Raw genomic sequence first — 16,910 nt, 5'->3', positions numbered from 1 at the left:
CCAAAAAGGAGGACATTCCCGTGTTTGACCAGTCCTACGGATTGCGGTTCGATATTTACGAGCGTATTAATTTGACGGAAGATTTGCCGGGAATCGAAGAATTGGAAGAGGCGGAGTTGATCCCGCACATTCAGGTGATCAGCCAGCAGGACCAGGCCACGCTTCGGGGCCATCTGCTTCTAGCAGGCCTGTATAAAGGGGATACCGAAGCAGGAGAGACGGAGCCGCTAGAACATTGGATTCCGGTCGAGATCACGGTACCGCTGAACCGGGTATCGTCATTGGATGACATCGCGGTCGAGATCGAGAATTTTGACGTGGATCTGTTATCCAAGCGCAGCTTGAACATAACGGGGGTTTTATCGCTCAAAGGAATCCAGGCGGCGGCTCCGGGAGCTCGTGACCAAGTATGGACCAATGAGGAATTCACAGTGGTACATGCTCCTGAAGCGAATGATATGTATGCAGGCGGAGAGCAGCAGCAGTTCGCAGCCAATCCGTATGAGCCGTATCAAGGCGTCGGAGCCAACGCTGACGCGAATACGCCTTCGCCTTCTTATTTCAGCGAGGCTCAGCCCAGAGTCCAAGAGTCCGAGGCGGATGCGCGCACGCAGCAGTATCTGGCATCTTGGGCGGAATACGAGAACCAAATTCAGGATACGCAGGATTCGGACCGAACGGTAAGCATCTCCAATACGCCTGAAGCCCAGGATACGGTCGAATACGCCTTACATAATGAGACGGAATCTCAGTCAGCTGAGCCGTCGACTCCGAATGTATGGCAGTTCGAACGGGCAGCGGCCCAGCCGGAGCCGCAGCAGGAAGAACCCGCAGCCGATTTCCCGGGCGTTACTGAGCGCAAAGGCGAAGAGACTCAAGCCCTGCCGGTATTGGATTCCCCGGAAACGGAGGAAGCCCAGCCTGTTTTTGAAGAGGAAGCCGAGCCCTTGGAGGAGATAGAGGAGGAGGTTTCCGTTCAAGCCGAAGAGGCTCCGTCCAAACCGGAGCTGAAGGTTGCCTTCAACGCGAAGAACAGCACCGCCAACACCGCTTCGGGCGTAGGCTTCTCTTCATTGCTTCAATCGAGCAGAACGGTTCAGGATCAGGATCAAGCTGCTCGAGACGAGGAAGAGGCCATTGAAGAATCCGTGGATTCCGTTTCGGCCGAGGATGTGGAATGGAAGAGTCTGTTCCTAGGCAACCGCCGCGAGGAAACGCCGTTCCGCAAGGTTCGGATGTGCATTGTTCAGCGTGAGGAGACTCTCGACGTTATTGCCGAGCGCTATCAGCTGACGCCGCGAGAGCTGTTGTTGTATAACCGCATGTCCGAGCAGAATGTGGAAGAAGGCCAGGTATTGTATATTCCCCAGTAATCGGGAAGTCGTCATGGGGCTAGAATGAAGCAGGCCGAGGCAGGCAGCCTTGGCCTGCTTTTTGTGCTGCGGGGAACCGGTTTGGAGGAGAGGAAGCAGAGCGAGCTTGGATTGTATGTTACAGCGAACAAGGATTTATTTGAATCGGCAGGTATGATGTCTAAATCGTTCGGAAACACTCGAAATATTGACTATATGGAACAACCACGTTATATTTGAATAGTATATGTACAGGTATTCCAAAAGCTAGAACAACGTTGAACGGGAAGAGTAGGAAGGTATGGCCTTCAGAGAGCGGAATTGCTACCAAGCGCTGTGAGATTCCGCAGGAACCAGCTTGCCGAAGTCGCCCCGGAGTTGCGGACTTGAGATAGAGTAGGATCGATTGCTACCCTGGTTAGAGTTCGCCGGCCGCAGCCGTTATCTGCGTAAAGTGTCGTGCTTGACCGAAAGCCTTTCATGTTCTTCGTGGGAGGACAACGGTGGATGGACCATGTAAGCACGAAACAAAGGTGGTACCGCGAGAGAACAGTCTTTCGTCCTTTGAGGACGAAGGGCTTTTTTTGTTTCACGCCAACTATGATATCCACGAACACGCCCGGAGGCTAAAACGTTTCGGGTTGGCAAAACTGATTAACAGTATCGGAGGTACGAAAATATGGATCAAAAACAAAACCAATCCCAGTTAGAAATGCCGACGACGTATGATCCGAAGGCAGCCGAACAAAAATGGTATCCGTACTGGAAGGAAGGCGGCTTTTTTGAAGCCGGCAAGCGACCGGACGCGGAGCCTTACACGATTGTTATTCCTCCTCCTAACGTTACGGGCATGCTCCATATCGGCCATGCGCTTGACTTTACGCTGCAGGACATCCTGATTCGCGTGAAGCGGATGCAGGGCTACGATGCGCTGTGGCTCCCCGGTTCCGACCATGCGGGCATCGCCACGCAGACCAAGGTAGAGCAGAAGCTTCGCGAAGAAGGCGTTACCCGTTACGATCTGGGACGCGAGAAATTCCTGGAGAAGGTGTGGGAATGGAAGGACCTGTACGCAAACACGATCCGTGATCAGTGGTCCAAGATCGGCCTGTCCCTCGATTACTCCAGAGAACGTTTCACGCTTGACGAGGGATTGTCCGAAGCCGTACGGGAAGTATTCGTTAAGCTTTACGATAAAGGGCTCATCTACCGCGGCAAACGCATCATCAACTGGGACCCGGCTGCCCGCACGGCTTTGTCCGATATTGAAGTGGAGTACAAAGAGGTCAACGGCCATTTGTATCACCTGCAATATCCGCTGAAGGACGGCAGCGGCTCCATTACCGTGGCAACCACCCGTCCGGAGACCATGCTCGGCGATACGGCGGTCGCCGTTCATCCGGAAGACGAGCGCTATAAAGACATGATCGGCAAGACATTGGTGCTGCCTATCGTGGGCCGCGAGATTCCGGTTATTGCCGATGAGTACGTGGAGAAGGACTTCGGCAGCGGTGCGGTTAAAATTACGCCGGCGCATGATCCGAACGACTTCGAGATGGGTCTGAGACATGACCTGCCGCAAATTACCGTAATGGACGAATCCGGAACGATGAATGAGTTTGCCGGCAAGTACCAGGGTCTTGACCGCGCAGAATGCCGCAAGCAAATCGTCAGCGACATGAAGGAATCGGGCGTATTGCTTCGCATCGAAGATCACGTCCATCAGGTCGGCCATAGCGAAAGATCCGGCGCGGTAGTCGAGCCTTATCTGTCAACGCAGTGGTTCGTTAAGATGCAGCCGCTTGCGGAAGCAGCCGTAGATGCGCAGAAATCCGGCAAGGGCGTGAACTTCGTGCCTGACCGGTTCGAGCGAACCTATCTGCACTGGATGGAGAATGTGCGCGATTGGTGCATTTCCCGTCAATTGTGGTGGGGTCACCGGATCCCGGCGTGGTATTCCGAATCCACGGGCGAAGTGGTTGTTGCCATGAATGAAGAGGAAGCCCGCGCGAAGCTGGGCAAGGATGATCTGAGACAGGACGAGGATGTGCTGGATACCTGGTTCAGCTCCGCGCTCTGGCCGTTCTCGACCATGGGCTGGCCGGACCTTGACAGTGAGGATTTCAAACGTTATTATCCGACCAGCGTTCTCGTAACGGGTTACGACATCATCCCGTTCTGGGTGTCGCGCATGATTTTCCAAGGACTTGAATTTACGGGGCAAATGCCGTTCAAGGACACGCTGATCCATGGCCTGGTTCGGGATAGCGAAGGCCGCAAGATGTCCAAGTCGCTGGGCAACGGCATCGACCCGCTCGAGGTGATTGAACAGTATGGCGCAGACGCTATGCGTTATATGATATCGACCGGCAGCACGCCGGGTCAGGATCTTCGATTCCGCTGGGAACGCGTGGAGCAAGCGCGTAACTTCGCTAATAAAATCTGGAATGCGTCGCGGTTTGCGCTCATGAACCTGGAGGGCTTCACGGTGGCGGATATCGACATTTCCGGAGAGCTGGGAACCGCGGACCGGTGGATTTTGCACCGTTTGAACGAAACTTCCCGCGACATTACGCGTCTAATTGATGCCTACGAATTTGGCGAAACCGGTCGACTGCTCTACAATTTCATCTGGGATGATCTGTGTGACTGGTATATCGAATTTGCCAAACTGTCCCTGTATGGCGAGGATCAAACAGCCAAGAAAAAGACGCAGTCGGTGCTTGCCTATGTGCTGGACCGCACGATGCGCTTGATCCACCCGTTCATGCCGTTCATCTCCGAAGAGATCTGGCAGCATTTGCCGCATGAAGGCGAGACCGTCATGCTGGCTTCTTGGCCGACCTATGATGAGGCGTTTGAGAATACGGAAGCTGTTACCGAAATGAACCTGCTGATGGATGTGATCCGTGCCGTACGTAACATCCGGGCGGAAGTGAACGTGCCGATGAGCAAAAAAGTAGAACTGCAATTGAAACCGGTAAGCGGGCAAATTGCCGGCATTATCGACCGCAATTCCGATTATATTCGCCGCTTCTGCAACACGTCGGAGTATGAGTCCTCCCTTGCGCTTGAGGCGCCGGATAAAGCGATGACCGCCGTGGTAACAGGCGTTGAAATGTATCTGCCGCTTGCCGGGCTGATCGATATCGCTCAGGAGATCACGCGTCTGGAGAAGGAAATCCAGCACTTGAACAGCGAAGTCGAGCGTGTGGAGAAGAAGCTGAACAATCCTGGTTTCGTATCGAAAGCACCCGAGAAGGTGATTGAGGAAGAACGGGCGAAACTCGCGGATTACTCGGACAAACGCAGCAAAGTGATTGCGCGCATCGAAGAATTGAGAGGCTAATGGGCAAGATGAATCTGGACCAGAAGGTGAGAACGATGGTTGATCAATCGGCAGCTGCAGCGGCAGCTCCGTTCCATACCTATGAGGAAGCGGTAGCTTGGATCAATGGGCTGATTCCGTTTGGGATCCGCCCTGGCATGGATAGAATTCAGCGATTGATGGAGCTGCTCGGCCATCCGGAGCGTCGATTAAAATTCATTCACGTGGCCGGAACGAACGGAAAAGGCTCCACATGCGCTTTTTTAACAAAGGTTCTGCTTCAAGGGGGATTCACGGTAGGAACCTACACGTCCCCCTATATTACGAAGTTTACCAATCGGTTTCAGTATAACGGCGAAGACATACCGGAAGAGACGCTGCTGGAACTCGCGAATCGCTTAGAGCCGCTTGTTGCCGAAGTTGCGGGCTCCGGGCTTGGATCGCCCACGATGTTTGAGGTGTCCACGGCTCTTGCGATCCTGTATTACGGCGAGGTGTCTTATCCGGACGTGGTGGTATGGGAGACCGGACTTGGCGGTCGTCTTGACGTTACCAATATCGTTCATCCCATCATTTCGGTGATCACGAACATCGGCATGGACCATACCGACGTTCTGGGCGATACCATTCAGGAGATCGCCATGGAGAAGGCCGGCATCATCAAGCCCGGAGTGCCGGTAGTGAGCACGGTCACTCAGCCTGAGGCTGTCGACATTCTGAAAGAAACGGCCGCCAAAAACCGTACTAGTCTGTACCTTGTAGACGAACAATTCTCTTATGAACGGCTGCGCGGGGACGAAGAAAGCCAGACTTTCCGTTTTAAGGGACCGTTCCGGGATATGGATCTGGATATTTCGATGCAGGGCGAGCATCAATGCGCCAATGCCGCGGTTGCCATGATGACGCTGGAGGTGCTTCGCCAGTACATGGCCTTTATCGTGGATGAAGAAGAATTGCGTGCCGGGTTTAAGGATACGTTCTGGGCGGGAAGACTGGAGCAAGTGCAGTCCTCCCCGCGGATTGTTCTCGATGGCGCGCACAACCCCGAAGGGGCTGAATCCTTGGCCAAAAGCTTGCCGCAGATCTATAAGTATCGGAAACTGAACTTAATGATGGGAATGCTGGCAAATAAGCATCATGAATCGTATTTGCAGCATATACTGCCAATAGTGGATACGCTTATCCTGACTGAACCGGATTTCCGGAAGAAACTGGACGCCAAGGCGCTTGGTGACATCGTAGAGCAGGTAAGGGAGAAATACGCCAAACATACACTGCAAATCATCATAGAACCAAATTGGAAAAACGCACTTGAAGAGTTGAAGTCACGGACGGAAGCGGAGGATCTTGGGGTGGTGTCGGGCACGTTGTACCTCATTGCCGACGTGCGTTCCAACCTCCTGGGCCTTTCCGATTCTGAAAAAGGTTGGTGATATCTGTTGAATACATCAGAACATGTTCATTTTATAGGAATTGGCGGCTACGGGATGAGCGCCATAGCGCGAGTAATGCTGGAGATGGGTTATAAAGTCACGGGTTCTGACGTGGCATCGCAAGAATTGACAGAAAAGCTGGCGGCCAAGGGCGCCAAAATATACATTGGACATACCGCCGAGCAAGTCCAAGGCGCGGACCTTGTGGTGTACTCCACGGCATTGTCCAAAGACAACGTGGAGCGGGTCGAGGCAGAGAAGCTGAACATTCCTGTCCTTCACCGTGCGCAGATGCTGGCGCGTCTTTTGAACGAACGCAAAGGCGTGGCCGTAGCGGGAGCGCATGGCAAGACAACCACTTCATCCATGATTGCGCTCGTGATGGAAGAATGCGGAGTCGATCCGACATTTATCATCGGCGGGGAAATTATGAACGTGGGCACGAATGCCAAAGCGGGTGAAGGCGAGCATGTGGTAGCCGAAGCCGACGAGAGCGATGGTTCATTCCTGCAATATCATCCATGGCTCGGCGTCGTTCTGAATATCGAAGCCGATCACCTGGAGAATTACGAAGGGGATTTCAATCGTCTCAAGGCAGCCTACGTGCAATTCCTCAGCCAGATCAAGGCTGACGGTACGGCCGTGGTGTGCGCCGACGATAACAACATTCAGGCGATTTTGCCAGACCTGAAATGCAATGTGACCACATACGGCATTCATGCGGATGCGGAGTATACGGCAACCAATCTGGTGCTGGGCGACCGTCACGTCAGCTTCACGATGCTTCATAACGGCATGGAGCTGGGCACCGTCGAGCTGTCCGTACCGGGTAAACATAATGTCTACAACGCCATGGCCACGGTCATATGCTGCTTGAAGAGCGGCATCTCGTTCGAGGCGATTGTAGAGGCCATCGTCAAGTTCAACGGGGCTAAGCGCCGCTTCCAGGTGCTTGGCGAAGCTGAAGGCATTCTGGTCATTGACGACTATGCGCATCATCCGACCGAGATCGAGGCGACGATCAGTGCCGCAAAAGCTACGGGCAAACGGATTATTGCCGTGTTCCAGCCGCAGCGGTATTCGAGAACCTTCTTCCTGCTGGATGCGTTTAGCCGCGCGTTCGGGGAAGCGGATGAGGTGATCATCACCGATATTTACTCCCCTGCCGGCGAGAAGCAGATCGAGGGCATCAGCTCGGGTAAGCTGGTGGAGCTGATCGTCCAGAACAGCAATGCCGGTGCCCGCTATTTGCCTACCAAGGAAGATGTCCTGAACGATCTCAAGGGTCGCGTAAAAGAAGGCGACCTGGTTCTCACGATGGGAGCGGGCGACATCTGGAAGGTCGGCGCGGCTTTAGCCGAGTTCGTTAAGGGCAAGAAATAAGGATTGCCTGCCTGCGCTCTTTGCTGCTTCGCTGCAGCAGGGGATTGCATTGGCTATGCCTCTGTGGAGGGGACAAAGCCAGCATCGATAACGATAAGAAGGGCTGATCAAGATCATTTCTTGGTCAGCCCTTTTGTTTTTCGCATACTCATAAGTTGCCAAGCTTGATCATATAGCTAGGTGTAGAAGGACAAGTGAGGTGTGTGGAAATGAATAAAGCACGGATGACGATACGTATCGATCACGAACCGCCGAAGGGTGGGAACAAGGACCATGCGCGCGAGGAACACGATGCGAACCAAAACGTTCCAGCGGGCCACAACCCCCGGGTTTATGACCATCATTCCGTCTTCGACGAATATGACACAGCGGCAGCCAATCGGTTTACCGATACGGATGCTTCGTACGAACCTCAGAGGAGCATTCAGCAGGATCATCTGCGCGTCGTTCCGCCGCTCCGGGCAGAGCGGGATATCCGGGACGTGGACGATCGTGACTGGAGAACATCGCGCAATCATCGGTCCAGGGGACGGTTAGCTGAGGAAAGAAGACGCCTGGACCATGATAACGGTCGGCCGTACGGCGATGCCCCTGAACATCCGGATACATACCACGACGTGCATGAGGAGCTCTACGACCTCCATGATGATGCGTTTTCCGGGAGAATGACCCCCGAAGCGAACGACCCCCATTGGAATCTCGGGCCCGAGTCGGATCTATATGAGACATCCGCCGGCGATTACGGTTATTATCGCTCACGCAAACCCACCTCCTTCTGGAAGATGGCGGTGTCCGTGACCGCTGCCGTCATCACGGGCCTGCTGTTCGGGTACATGGTGCTGTCCATGTTTAACGGCGGCGACGCAGGCGAGAACCCGGCAACGGGACAGCTCGAGAGCAGTGATGCAGGGAACTTAGCGCCGACCGATCCATCCGGGGGAGCCGAGGCATCACCGACGCCTGATATGACCGAATCGGCTGTTCATATTCCGGGGCAGAACTTTTATCTGCTTCAATACGGCGTGTTCAGCACGCCCGAGCGGGCAGTGCAGGCGATCGGGGAACTGCAGCAATCCGGTATTGCCGCCGGCGGCGATCTGGACGAGGAGAACCGCGTGTATGCGGGCATCTCGCCTGACCGCGAGCAGGCGAAGCTGCTCAGCAATCAGCTTAAGGCCGAAGGCGTTGAATTATACGTTAGAGAGATCGCGCTGCCGAGCATCGAGTCAGCGGCATTTGCTGGCGAGGAGCAGACGCTGACGGACTATTTTACGATAAGCGGGCAGCTGGTATCGGAGCTTAGCCAGCTATCGGCATCCTTGCTGGGCATGCAGGAGCCCGGCGCGGCGACGACGGAGCATATGAATACCATCACGAATCTGCATCAGCAGTGGATCCAATCGGTCAAGCAGCTGGCCGCAGGCTTGGGTCCGGAGACCGGGGCCGCGCTGCCGGCCATGGAGCAGTCGATGAACAGTTCGATCACGGCGCTCTCCGAATACAACAAAAATCAATCCAAGGGGCATTTGTGGGAGATCCAAACAGGCATGATGAACTATGTCATGGGCCAAAAGAAACTCCTGGATGGCCTATAAATTCAAATTTACGTCAAATCCGGCTTGGAACTGGAAATAGTTCCCCATGCCGGATTTCTGTTTGTATTGCTTATCGATTCACCGTATAATAATTAGGGTGTCAAAAAATGGCGAGGGAAGAGGATGCATGAAGAAAAATAAAGGAATGCTCATCTTGTTTTTGCTGCTGGGGTGGCTGACGGGAACATGGCTTGCCAAGGCGCTTCAACCTGTCAAGGCTCTGTCGTTTCTGACGTCTACTACACCGATCAAGTGGTCGCCTTCAGCTGATTTTGACATTATTCGTTATGACATTAACCTTGAACTTAACTTTTGCCTGCTCAGTCTGCTCGGCATAATTGCTGCCGTCTGGTTATACCGCAGGCTCTAAGACATGACAAAGGAGATTATCCCCCTTGAATGAGAAGAGAAACCGCCGCATCATATTGGCTTCCACCTCTCCTCGGCGTCAGGAATTGATTGCCTCCCTTCGTATCCCATTCGAGATTATGCCTAGTGAAGCTGACGAGGACACGCCGCAAGGGTGGTCGCCAGAGCGAATTGTGGAGTCACTGGCGCTGCGCAAAGCGGAAGCGGTTCTTCGAAAGCTGACGGATGATCCGGGAGATGGTATCATTGTGGGAAGCGACACGATTGTGGTCGTAGATGACCATGTCCTCGGGAAACCGGGGGATCACGCTGACGCTGCAAGGATGTTGTCCATGCTTCAAGGACGGGCACACTTCGTTTACACGGGAGTGGCTTGCATCGACCGGAGTTCCGGTCGCGCCAAGGTATCTCACCGCGTGACGACCGTAAAGATGAAATCGTTAAGTGATGATGCGATCGCGGCTTACGTAAAGAGCGGGGAACCTGCCGACAAAGCAGGCTCGTATGCGATTCAAGGCCTGGGTGCAACCATCGTGGAAGGAATCGAAGGCGACTACTTTAACGTTGTCGGCCTGCCGCTTTCTCTGCTCTCGGACATGCTGTCTGAAATGGGGATGGATGTACTCACCGATTCATAGATATAGAACACGGCATCCGAAGCCAACGGGATCTTGGAAGCTTCGGTGACCTGCTGATTTAAATCTTAGAAAAGAGGGGAATATATGGAGTCGCCAACGCTATTGCTGCGCGACATCCCCCATGATGAACGACCAAGAGAGCGCATGATGCAATATGGGGCGAGCGCTTTAAGCCATGCAGAATTGCTGGCGATACTGCTTCGGACCGGTACCCGCCAGGAATCTGCCGTACATATAGCCCAGCGGCTGCTGGGGGAAGCAGGCGGCATCCGGCAGCTCGTTGATCTTAGCATCGAGGAAATTACGCAAATCAAAGGAATTGGAACCGCCAAGGCTGTTCAGCTGAAGGCTGGCATTGAGCTTGGACGGCGCTTGGCCGCATCGAGACATGTAGAGCCGGTTATTATCCGCAGTCCGCATGACGCGGCAGAACTGCTCAGTGAACAGATGCGGTATTTACAGAAAGAGCATTTTGTCTGTGTTTTTTTAAATACGAAAAATCATGTCATTGCCCAGGAAACGCTATCGATGGGGAGCCTTAACGCCTCCATCGTTCATCCCCGCGAGGTGTTCAGAGCGGCCATCAAATGCAGCAGTGCATCCCTGGTGTGCGCGCATAACCATCCTAGCGGAGATCCGACGCCCAGCCCGGAGGACATTTCGCTGACTGCACGCTTAGTGGAGGCAGGACAGATTGTCGGGATCGACGTGCTGGACCATCTGATCATCGGGGACGGATCGTTTGTAAGTTTGAAGGAACGGGGCTTGATGTAATATAATAGTTCAGATTGACGAAGAAAGGGAGATACATCATGTTAGGTGGTTTTACGAAAGATTTGGGAATCGATTTGGGGACGGCAAATACGCTGGTTTATGTTCGTGGAAAAGGAATTGTCGTAAGAGAGCCTTCCGTGGTCGCTCTGCGTACAGATACAAAGAGCATTGAAGCCGTCGGGGAATCGGCTAAGAAAATGATTGGACGGACGCCAGGCAACATTCGTGCCATTCGTCCGATGAAAGACGGCGTCATCGCCGATTTTGATACAACGGCTACAATGATTAAATACTTTATTCGTCAAGCGCAGAAGCAGCGTTCCATCTTCCCGCGCCACCCGAACGTGATGGTATGCGTGCCTTCCGGCATTACGGCCGTCGAGCAGCGTGCGGTTGAAGATGCGACCAAGCAAGCGGGTGCACGCGAAGCCTACACGATCGAGGAGCCTTTTGCAGCGGCAATCGGTGCAGACTTGCCCGTGTGGGAGCCTACAGGCAGCATGGTCGTTGATATCGGCGGAGGTACGACCGAGGTTGCGGTCATTTCCCTTGGAGGGATTGTAACCAGCCGTTCCGTACGCGTTGCGGGCGATGAAATGGACGAGTCCATTATTTCTTATATCAAACGCCAATACAACTTGATGATCGGTGAGCGCACATCCGAGCTGCTCAAGATGGAAGTAGGCTCCGCGATGCCGCTGGAGACCGTGGAAACGATGGAAATCCGCGGCCGCGACTTGGTGACGGGTCTGCCGAAGACAATCACGATTACATCGGATGAGATCAGCGAAGCGTTGGCAGATACCATTAATGCCATCGTTGAAGCCGTTAAGGTTACCCTTGAGAAATGTCCTCCGGAGCTTGCTGCGGATATTATGGACCGGGGCATCGTGCTTACGGGAGGCGGCGCATTGCTTCGCAACCTGGACAAGCTGCTTGCCGAAGAGACCGGCATGCCGGTCATCGTTGCGGAGAATCCGCTGGATTGCGTGGCCATTGGCACAGGTAAAGCGCTCGAGAACATTCACTTGTTTAAATCCCGGAGCAGCTCTGCCGTCCGTTCCAAACGGTAGAAACCAAAATAAAAGTGTAAACCCCTAATGTTGGGAGAGAAAACAGTAAGTTAGAGGGTGTTGCAACTGTTTAAGCTGCTAGGCAATAAGCGTTTGTTCATTATGCTCATCGGGCTGGTAGCGTTTATCGCTATTATGGGGTTTACGCTCGGCCCGAGAGCTTCTTTATCTTGGCCTGAAAAATTCGTCAAAGATACGGTCGGTTTTGTGCAAAGTGTGTTTTATAAGCCCGCTGCCTATATAGCGGGTTTCTTTGAAGATGTACGGAACATGAAGGGAATCTATGAAGAGAATGAGGAGCTGCGAAGAGCGGTAGCCCAATATTCTCGAGAGAGTGCTTCCTACAATACGATGAAAGCCAATTACGAAGAACTTCAAGATATTCTTGGATTTACGAAGAACCAGAAGGAACGTTACAAATACAACTACCGTACGGCGCAGGTGCTTAGCGTCAACTCGGATCCGAATAATCGGACACTTGTTGTCGATCTGGGTGAGCGCGATGGGGTTCGCCCCAACATGTCGGTCACGACAGTAGACGGCATGGTCGGCATCATTAGCAGCGTGAGTAATTTCACCTCCACGGTGAAGCTGTTGACCACGATGGACGCCCAGGATCCGAATCCGCAGCCGATTTCGGTAACGGCCATTGGCAAAGAGGATAAGACGTTCGGCGTGGTAGAGAGCTATGATGAGAAGACCAACACGCTGCTCATGACGCGGATTTCGGAAGATGATCCAATCAAGAAAGGCGATAAAATCATTTCATCCGGTGCCGGAGGCGTTATTCCACAAGGTATGATCATCGGTAAGGTCCTCAGCGTTCAGACCAGCCAATACGGTCAAAGCAGAACGGCTACGATCGAACCGGCGGCCAAGTTTGACGACTGGAAGTATCTGATCATCGTCTTTACGCCTGAGGAGCCGGAATAGGATGGCACGTAAACAGATTCTGATCCTGCTGCTGTTCGTGTTATTCATTCTGCAGGGCACGGTGGTTTTCTGGTTAACGCCAAGCTCGCTGCAGCTTCAGATATATCCGAACTTCGTATTGGTTTGTCTATTCTTTGTATCGATTTATTATCATCGCCATACCGGGCTCGTGCTCGGACTCCTGTTTGGCATGCTTCACGATATCGTGTATTACGGTGAGATGATTGGCACTTATTCGTTTGCTATGGGCGTATCCGCATATTTGGCGGGGCTTGTTTTCAAGTCCCCGCGGGCGCCGCTGCCCATGATGATGACCATTGTCATTCTGGGAAGCTTGTTGTTTGACAGTACGCTTTTTGGCATATATAAGGTATTTCGACTCAATCCGACTTCTTATAATTGGTCACTGCTTCATCATATGCTTCCCAATCTCCTTGTTCATTTTGCCTTTGCTCTGGCAATTTACGTTCCCTTACGCAAGCAGATTGAGCTGGTAACGAAGAATCAGAGAAGGAAGGCAACCTGAACCCTCTCCAATATGACATTTTACTAGACTAGCAGGAACTTGTAGGTTTGAGCGCGAAATGTATAGGGATGGGAGGGACAGGCTTATGGCTGTAAAATCCAATCATGTGACGATTAAGGGCATCAAAGATGGCCTGGTATTCCTGCTTGACGATCAATGCGAGCTGGAGGAATTGCTTGGCGAGCTCCGCTATAAGCTGGAGCATAGTCATCAGAATATTCTGACCGGACCCATCATTCATGTGGATGTGAAGCTGGGTTCCCGGCAAATTTCCGAAGAAGAGAAGCAGACGATTCTTGACATATTGAAGCAAAAGGGCAACCTGCTGATACGCAATGTGGAATCGCCGCCGCTTGCGTCCGAGCTCGTTCCGGAGGAGAAGCTTGCGCTTAAGACGGGGATGGTGCGTTCCGGACAGGTGCTGCATCATGACGGCGATCTCTTGTTCCTCGGCGATGTGAATCCAGGCGGGACGATTACGTGCACCGGCGACATTTACATATTGGGCGCTCTGCGCGGAACCGCGCACGCCGGTGTAGAGGGCAACGAGGATGCGATTATTGCGGCTTCGTATTTTGCCCCTACCCAGCTTCGTATCTCCCAGATGATCAGCAGACCGCCGGACGAATGGGAAACGCGGGAAACGGTCATGGAGTTTGCGTATTTGAAGGACGGAAGCATGGAGATCGACAAGATCAGCAACATCTCACGTTTGGGTCGGGATTTTAATGTGTTTAAAGGGGTGTAGAACATGGGAGAGGCAATCGTCGTAACTTCAGGTAAAGGCGGAGTCGGTAAAACGACGACATCGGCGAACATCGGCACAGCTTTGGCACTGCTCGGAAAAAAAGTGTGTCTGGTTGATACGGACATCGGTCTTCGCAATTTGGATGTCGTGATGGGCCTGGAAAACCGGATTATATACGATTTGTGCGACGTTGCGGAAGGGCGATGCCGACTTAACCAGGCGCTGATCAAGGACAAGCGCTTCGATGAGCTGTATATGCTTCCTGCAGCCCAGACCAAGGACAAGAATGCCGTTTCTCCGGAGCAGGTCAAAGATATCGTACTTGAATTGAAAAAGGAATTCGAATACGTCATTATCGATTGTCCGGCCGGAATCGAGCAGGGATTCAAGAATGCAATCGCCGGCGCGGACAAAGCGATTGTTGTCACGACGCCCGAGAATGCGGCCGTAAGGGACGCGGATCGGATTATCGGCCTGCTGGAGAGCTCGCATGTCGAGTCTCCGAAGCTCGTGGTGAACCGGATTCGCCCGAATATGGTGAAATCCGGGGACATGCTCGAAATCGAAGATGTGCTGCAGGTGCTGAATATCGATCTGATCGGTATCGTGCCTGATGATGAAATGGTCATTAAAGCGGCGAATATCGGGGAACCTACGGTGATGAACCCGGATTCCCAGGCAGCCATCGCCTATAGAAACATCGCCCGGCGTATCCTTGGCGATACCGTTCCGCTGATGCAAATCCATCAGAAAAAAGGAATGTTCACCAAATTCAAAAAGTTTTTTGGAATGGGTTAAGGGTTTTGACCAAGAACCGGTGCCGGGAGGCATCGGTTTTTTGTTTTTCTCCTTCTGCGGTCTAAGCGGCTTTCGTAGACCTCTCGCCTCTTCATCAGGGCTTGTTCTAAATCTCTCTCATCTCCTCATAGGATAGAGTAAGAAAACAAGCCCCAAGGGGGAGAGAACAATGGACATCAAAACTTCCGTCAAGAACCGAAGAGAAGCCCGCATTCGCGAACTGCTGGAAGGGGAGCAGTTCACGGCGCAGGACGATAAGCCGTCTTGGACGGCGCTTCCCGATAGAACACCCGCTAATCCCCATAATCCAAAGACAGGCTTCATCAAGGACAACATAACGAACCCGTCCCCACGTTACGCAGAGCATGAACCGGATCCCGAGCGGCTTTGGAAGCAAGGGCATCGCGGTTGGTATGATACGCTGGATCCCGGTGCTCCGGGAGAACCGCCAAGAAAGGCTTCGTTTCTGTCAGGCCTGATTCGCCGCATCACCGTCAGTGCGCTGGTGTTTGGATTGGCATGGGGCGTATTTTCGTTTCAGCAGCCGTGGGCCCTTCGCGCGCAGGCATTTATCATTGAGGGGCTGAGCCATGAGATGGATTTCCAGGCGGCCCAGGTATGGTACGAGGAGCATTTTGGCAGCGCGCCGTCCTTTATTCCGATTTTTGGACAAACCGACGAGCATTCGACGAAGGTGAATGCCGGGACCTCTTTGGTTCCTCCGCTTTCCGGAAGGGTGGTTCAATCCTTTGCCGTGGATCTGAAAGGCATCGTTCTGGAAGCCGGAGGGGGTTCTTTAGCGGACCGGGCGGTTAAAAGTATAGAGACCGGGCGCGTCCTTGAGGTTAAAGAACATCCTGAGAACGGGATTACGATCCGCATACAGCATACGGGAGAGCGAACGGCGGCATACAGCAGGCTGGCGGAAACCGGGCTTAAGGCGAATGACTGGGTTCAAGGCGGAGATATTATCGGGACTTTGGCATCTTCAGGCACAGGCAGCCCGCCCTCCCTTTATTTCGAACTGAAAGAGGGGGATCGTGACGTCGATCCGGCGGAAGTGATTCCGTTTGATTAAGTTTAAGGGAACGGTCTTGTCGCTGCATCCGCTCTTTGTCATTGTCATGCTGGCATCCGTGTTCACCGGTCGCTTCCTGGAGTTGCTGACCCTGTTTATTATCGTGTTTATTCATGAATTGGGACATGCCGCCGCCGCGGCAGCGATGGGGTTCAAGGTACGAGCCATTCAGATGCTGCCGTTCGGCGGCGTTGCTGTCATTGAAGACGACGGCAGGATGACCGCGATGAAGGAGATCATCATTGCGCTTGCGGGTCCGCTGCAAAATGTCATCATGATCGGCATTACCCTGGCCTGCCAATGGGCGGGGTGGGGTGACGAGCAGCTGCTGTCTTATATCATTCAGGGGAATCTCGTCATCGCGTTGTTTAACCTTCTTCCGATTCTGCCGCTGGACGGCGGCAAAGTGCTGCAGGCCGTCATCAGCCTGCTCGCTCCTTATCATGCCACCTTGCTGTGGGCTTCCCGGGCCGGGATTTTGTGCAGCTTGATTATGATCGGTTACGGATTGCAGCCGTTATTCTCCGGGGGCGGCATTCGTTTAAATGTGCTGATGATCGGCCTTTTCCTGGCGTATTCCAATTTCGAAGACTATCGGAACGTCCATTACCGGTTTTTAAGATTTTTGGTCAATCGGAGCGAGGTTTATGAACGGAATTTGGACGGGCTCGGTCCTGCCCAGCCAATCGTTGCAGATTCTTCGAAACCTTTGGATGATATCATGCGTCTATTTAAACGAGAGAAGTATCATTTGATTTATGTCATGAGCGGACGCGGCAGCCTGCTTGCCGTTGTTCCGGAGCAGCATGTGATCTCTTCTTATTTTGCATCAACTGGTCCGCCCTGGTATGCGTAAATCGTAGACATCATGAGGAAGACGGG

16 protein-coding genes and 1 other annotated feature are annotated in these 16,910 nt (G+C 53.1%); all 16 genes read left to right on the top strand.

Features of this window, described 5'->3' with window-relative positions; translation table 11 throughout:
* Nucleotides 1-20 precede the first annotated feature (20 nt).
* The 16 genes from HMPREF9412_RS22245 (at nt 21) to HMPREF9412_RS22170 (ending at nt 16,884) form a co-directional block, all read left to right on the top strand.
* Nucleotides 21-1,373: a LysM peptidoglycan-binding domain-containing protein gene (locus HMPREF9412_RS22245; protein WP_009594023.1), complete on the top strand. Its 1,353-nt coding sequence runs from the start codon at nt 21-23 to the stop codon at nt 1,371-1,373.
* 24 nt (nt 1,374-1,397) lie between these two features.
* Complete coding sequence (locus HMPREF9412_RS22240) at nt 1,398-1,592, top strand: hypothetical protein (RefSeq protein WP_009594017.1); 195 nt, start codon at nt 1,398-1,400, stop codon at nt 1,590-1,592.
* Between the two features lie 29 nt (nt 1,593-1,621).
* Nucleotides 1,622-1,920, top strand: a binding site (T-box leader).
* A 111-nt stretch (nt 1,921-2,031) separates the two neighbouring features.
* Nucleotides 2,032-4,701: a valine--tRNA ligase gene (locus HMPREF9412_RS22235; protein WP_009594003.1), complete on the top strand. Its 2,670-nt coding sequence runs from the start codon at nt 2,032-2,034 to the stop codon at nt 4,699-4,701.
* An 8-nt stretch (nt 4,702-4,709) separates the two neighbouring features.
* Nucleotides 4,710-6,113, top strand: a complete 1,404-nt coding sequence (locus HMPREF9412_RS22230; RefSeq protein ID WP_036673112.1) for a bifunctional folylpolyglutamate synthase/dihydrofolate synthase — start codon at nt 4,710-4,712, stop codon at nt 6,111-6,113.
* A 6-nt stretch (nt 6,114-6,119) separates the two neighbouring features.
* Nucleotides 6,120-7,496: a UDP-N-acetylmuramate--L-alanine ligase gene (gene murC / locus HMPREF9412_RS22225; RefSeq protein WP_009594033.1), complete on the top strand. Its 1,377-nt coding sequence runs from the start codon at nt 6,120-6,122 to the stop codon at nt 7,494-7,496.
* 209 nt (nt 7,497-7,705) lie between these two features.
* Entirely contained in the window at nt 7,706-9,091 is a 1,386-nt protein-coding gene (locus HMPREF9412_RS22220; RefSeq protein WP_009594005.1) for an SPOR domain-containing protein, read from the top strand.
* A gap of 127 nt (nt 9,092-9,218) precedes the next feature.
* Nucleotides 9,219-9,461, top strand: a complete 243-nt coding sequence (locus HMPREF9412_RS22215; RefSeq protein ID WP_009594010.1) for a DUF4321 domain-containing protein — start codon at nt 9,219-9,221, stop codon at nt 9,459-9,461.
* Between the two features lie 25 nt (nt 9,462-9,486).
* Entirely contained in the window at nt 9,487-10,098 is a 612-nt protein-coding gene (locus tag HMPREF9412_RS22210; RefSeq protein ID WP_009594027.1) for a Maf family protein, read from the top strand.
* A gap of 84 nt (nt 10,099-10,182) precedes the next feature.
* The gene (radC, locus tag HMPREF9412_RS22205; RefSeq protein ID WP_009593994.1) at nt 10,183-10,872 is read left to right on the top strand and encodes a RadC family protein; all 690 of its coding nucleotides are present in this window, start codon (nt 10,183-10,185) and stop codon (nt 10,870-10,872) included.
* Nucleotides 10,873-10,910: 38 nt separating this feature from the next.
* Nucleotides 10,911-11,945 (top strand): rod shape-determining protein, encoded by a 1,035-nt coding sequence (locus HMPREF9412_RS22200; RefSeq protein ID WP_009593998.1) that lies wholly within the window; start codon nt 10,911-10,913, stop codon nt 11,943-11,945.
* A gap of 57 nt (nt 11,946-12,002) precedes the next feature.
* Nucleotides 12,003-12,878, top strand: a complete 876-nt coding sequence (gene mreC, locus HMPREF9412_RS22195; protein ID WP_036673103.1) for a rod shape-determining protein MreC — start codon at nt 12,003-12,005, stop codon at nt 12,876-12,878.
* A 1-nt stretch (nt 12,879) separates the two neighbouring features.
* Complete coding sequence (gene mreD, locus HMPREF9412_RS22190) at nt 12,880-13,404, top strand: rod shape-determining protein MreD (RefSeq protein WP_009594022.1); 525 nt, start codon at nt 12,880-12,882, stop codon at nt 13,402-13,404.
* Nucleotides 13,405-13,489: 85 nt separating this feature from the next.
* Complete coding sequence (locus HMPREF9412_RS22185) at nt 13,490-14,152, top strand: septum site-determining protein MinC (protein WP_009594021.1); 663 nt, start codon at nt 13,490-13,492, stop codon at nt 14,150-14,152.
* Between the two features lie 3 nt (nt 14,153-14,155).
* The gene (gene minD, locus HMPREF9412_RS22180) at nt 14,156-14,950 is read left to right on the top strand and encodes a septum site-determining protein MinD (protein WP_009594006.1); all 795 of its coding nucleotides are present in this window, start codon (nt 14,156-14,158) and stop codon (nt 14,948-14,950) included.
* 169 nt (nt 14,951-15,119) lie between these two features.
* Nucleotides 15,120-16,028, top strand: coding sequence for a M23 family metallopeptidase (locus tag HMPREF9412_RS22175; protein ID WP_009594019.1), 909 nt, complete (start codon nt 15,120-15,122; stop codon nt 16,026-16,028).
* On the top strand, nt 16,021-16,884 hold the full coding sequence (locus HMPREF9412_RS22170; RefSeq protein WP_009594001.1) for a M50 family metallopeptidase: 864 nt from the start codon (nt 16,021-16,023) through the stop codon (nt 16,882-16,884). The genes HMPREF9412_RS22175 and HMPREF9412_RS22170 overlap by 8 nt, the downstream gene beginning before the upstream one ends.
* The last annotated feature ends 26 nt before the right edge of the window (nt 16,885-16,910 follow it).

The organism is Paenibacillus sp. HGF5, assembly GCF_000204455.1.
Lineage (GTDB): Bacteria > Bacillota > Bacilli > Paenibacillales > Paenibacillaceae > Paenibacillus_AQ > Paenibacillus_AQ lautus_A.
Note: the sequence above shows the minus strand (reverse complement) of the source record. Positions and strands in the feature narration are given on the sequence as shown.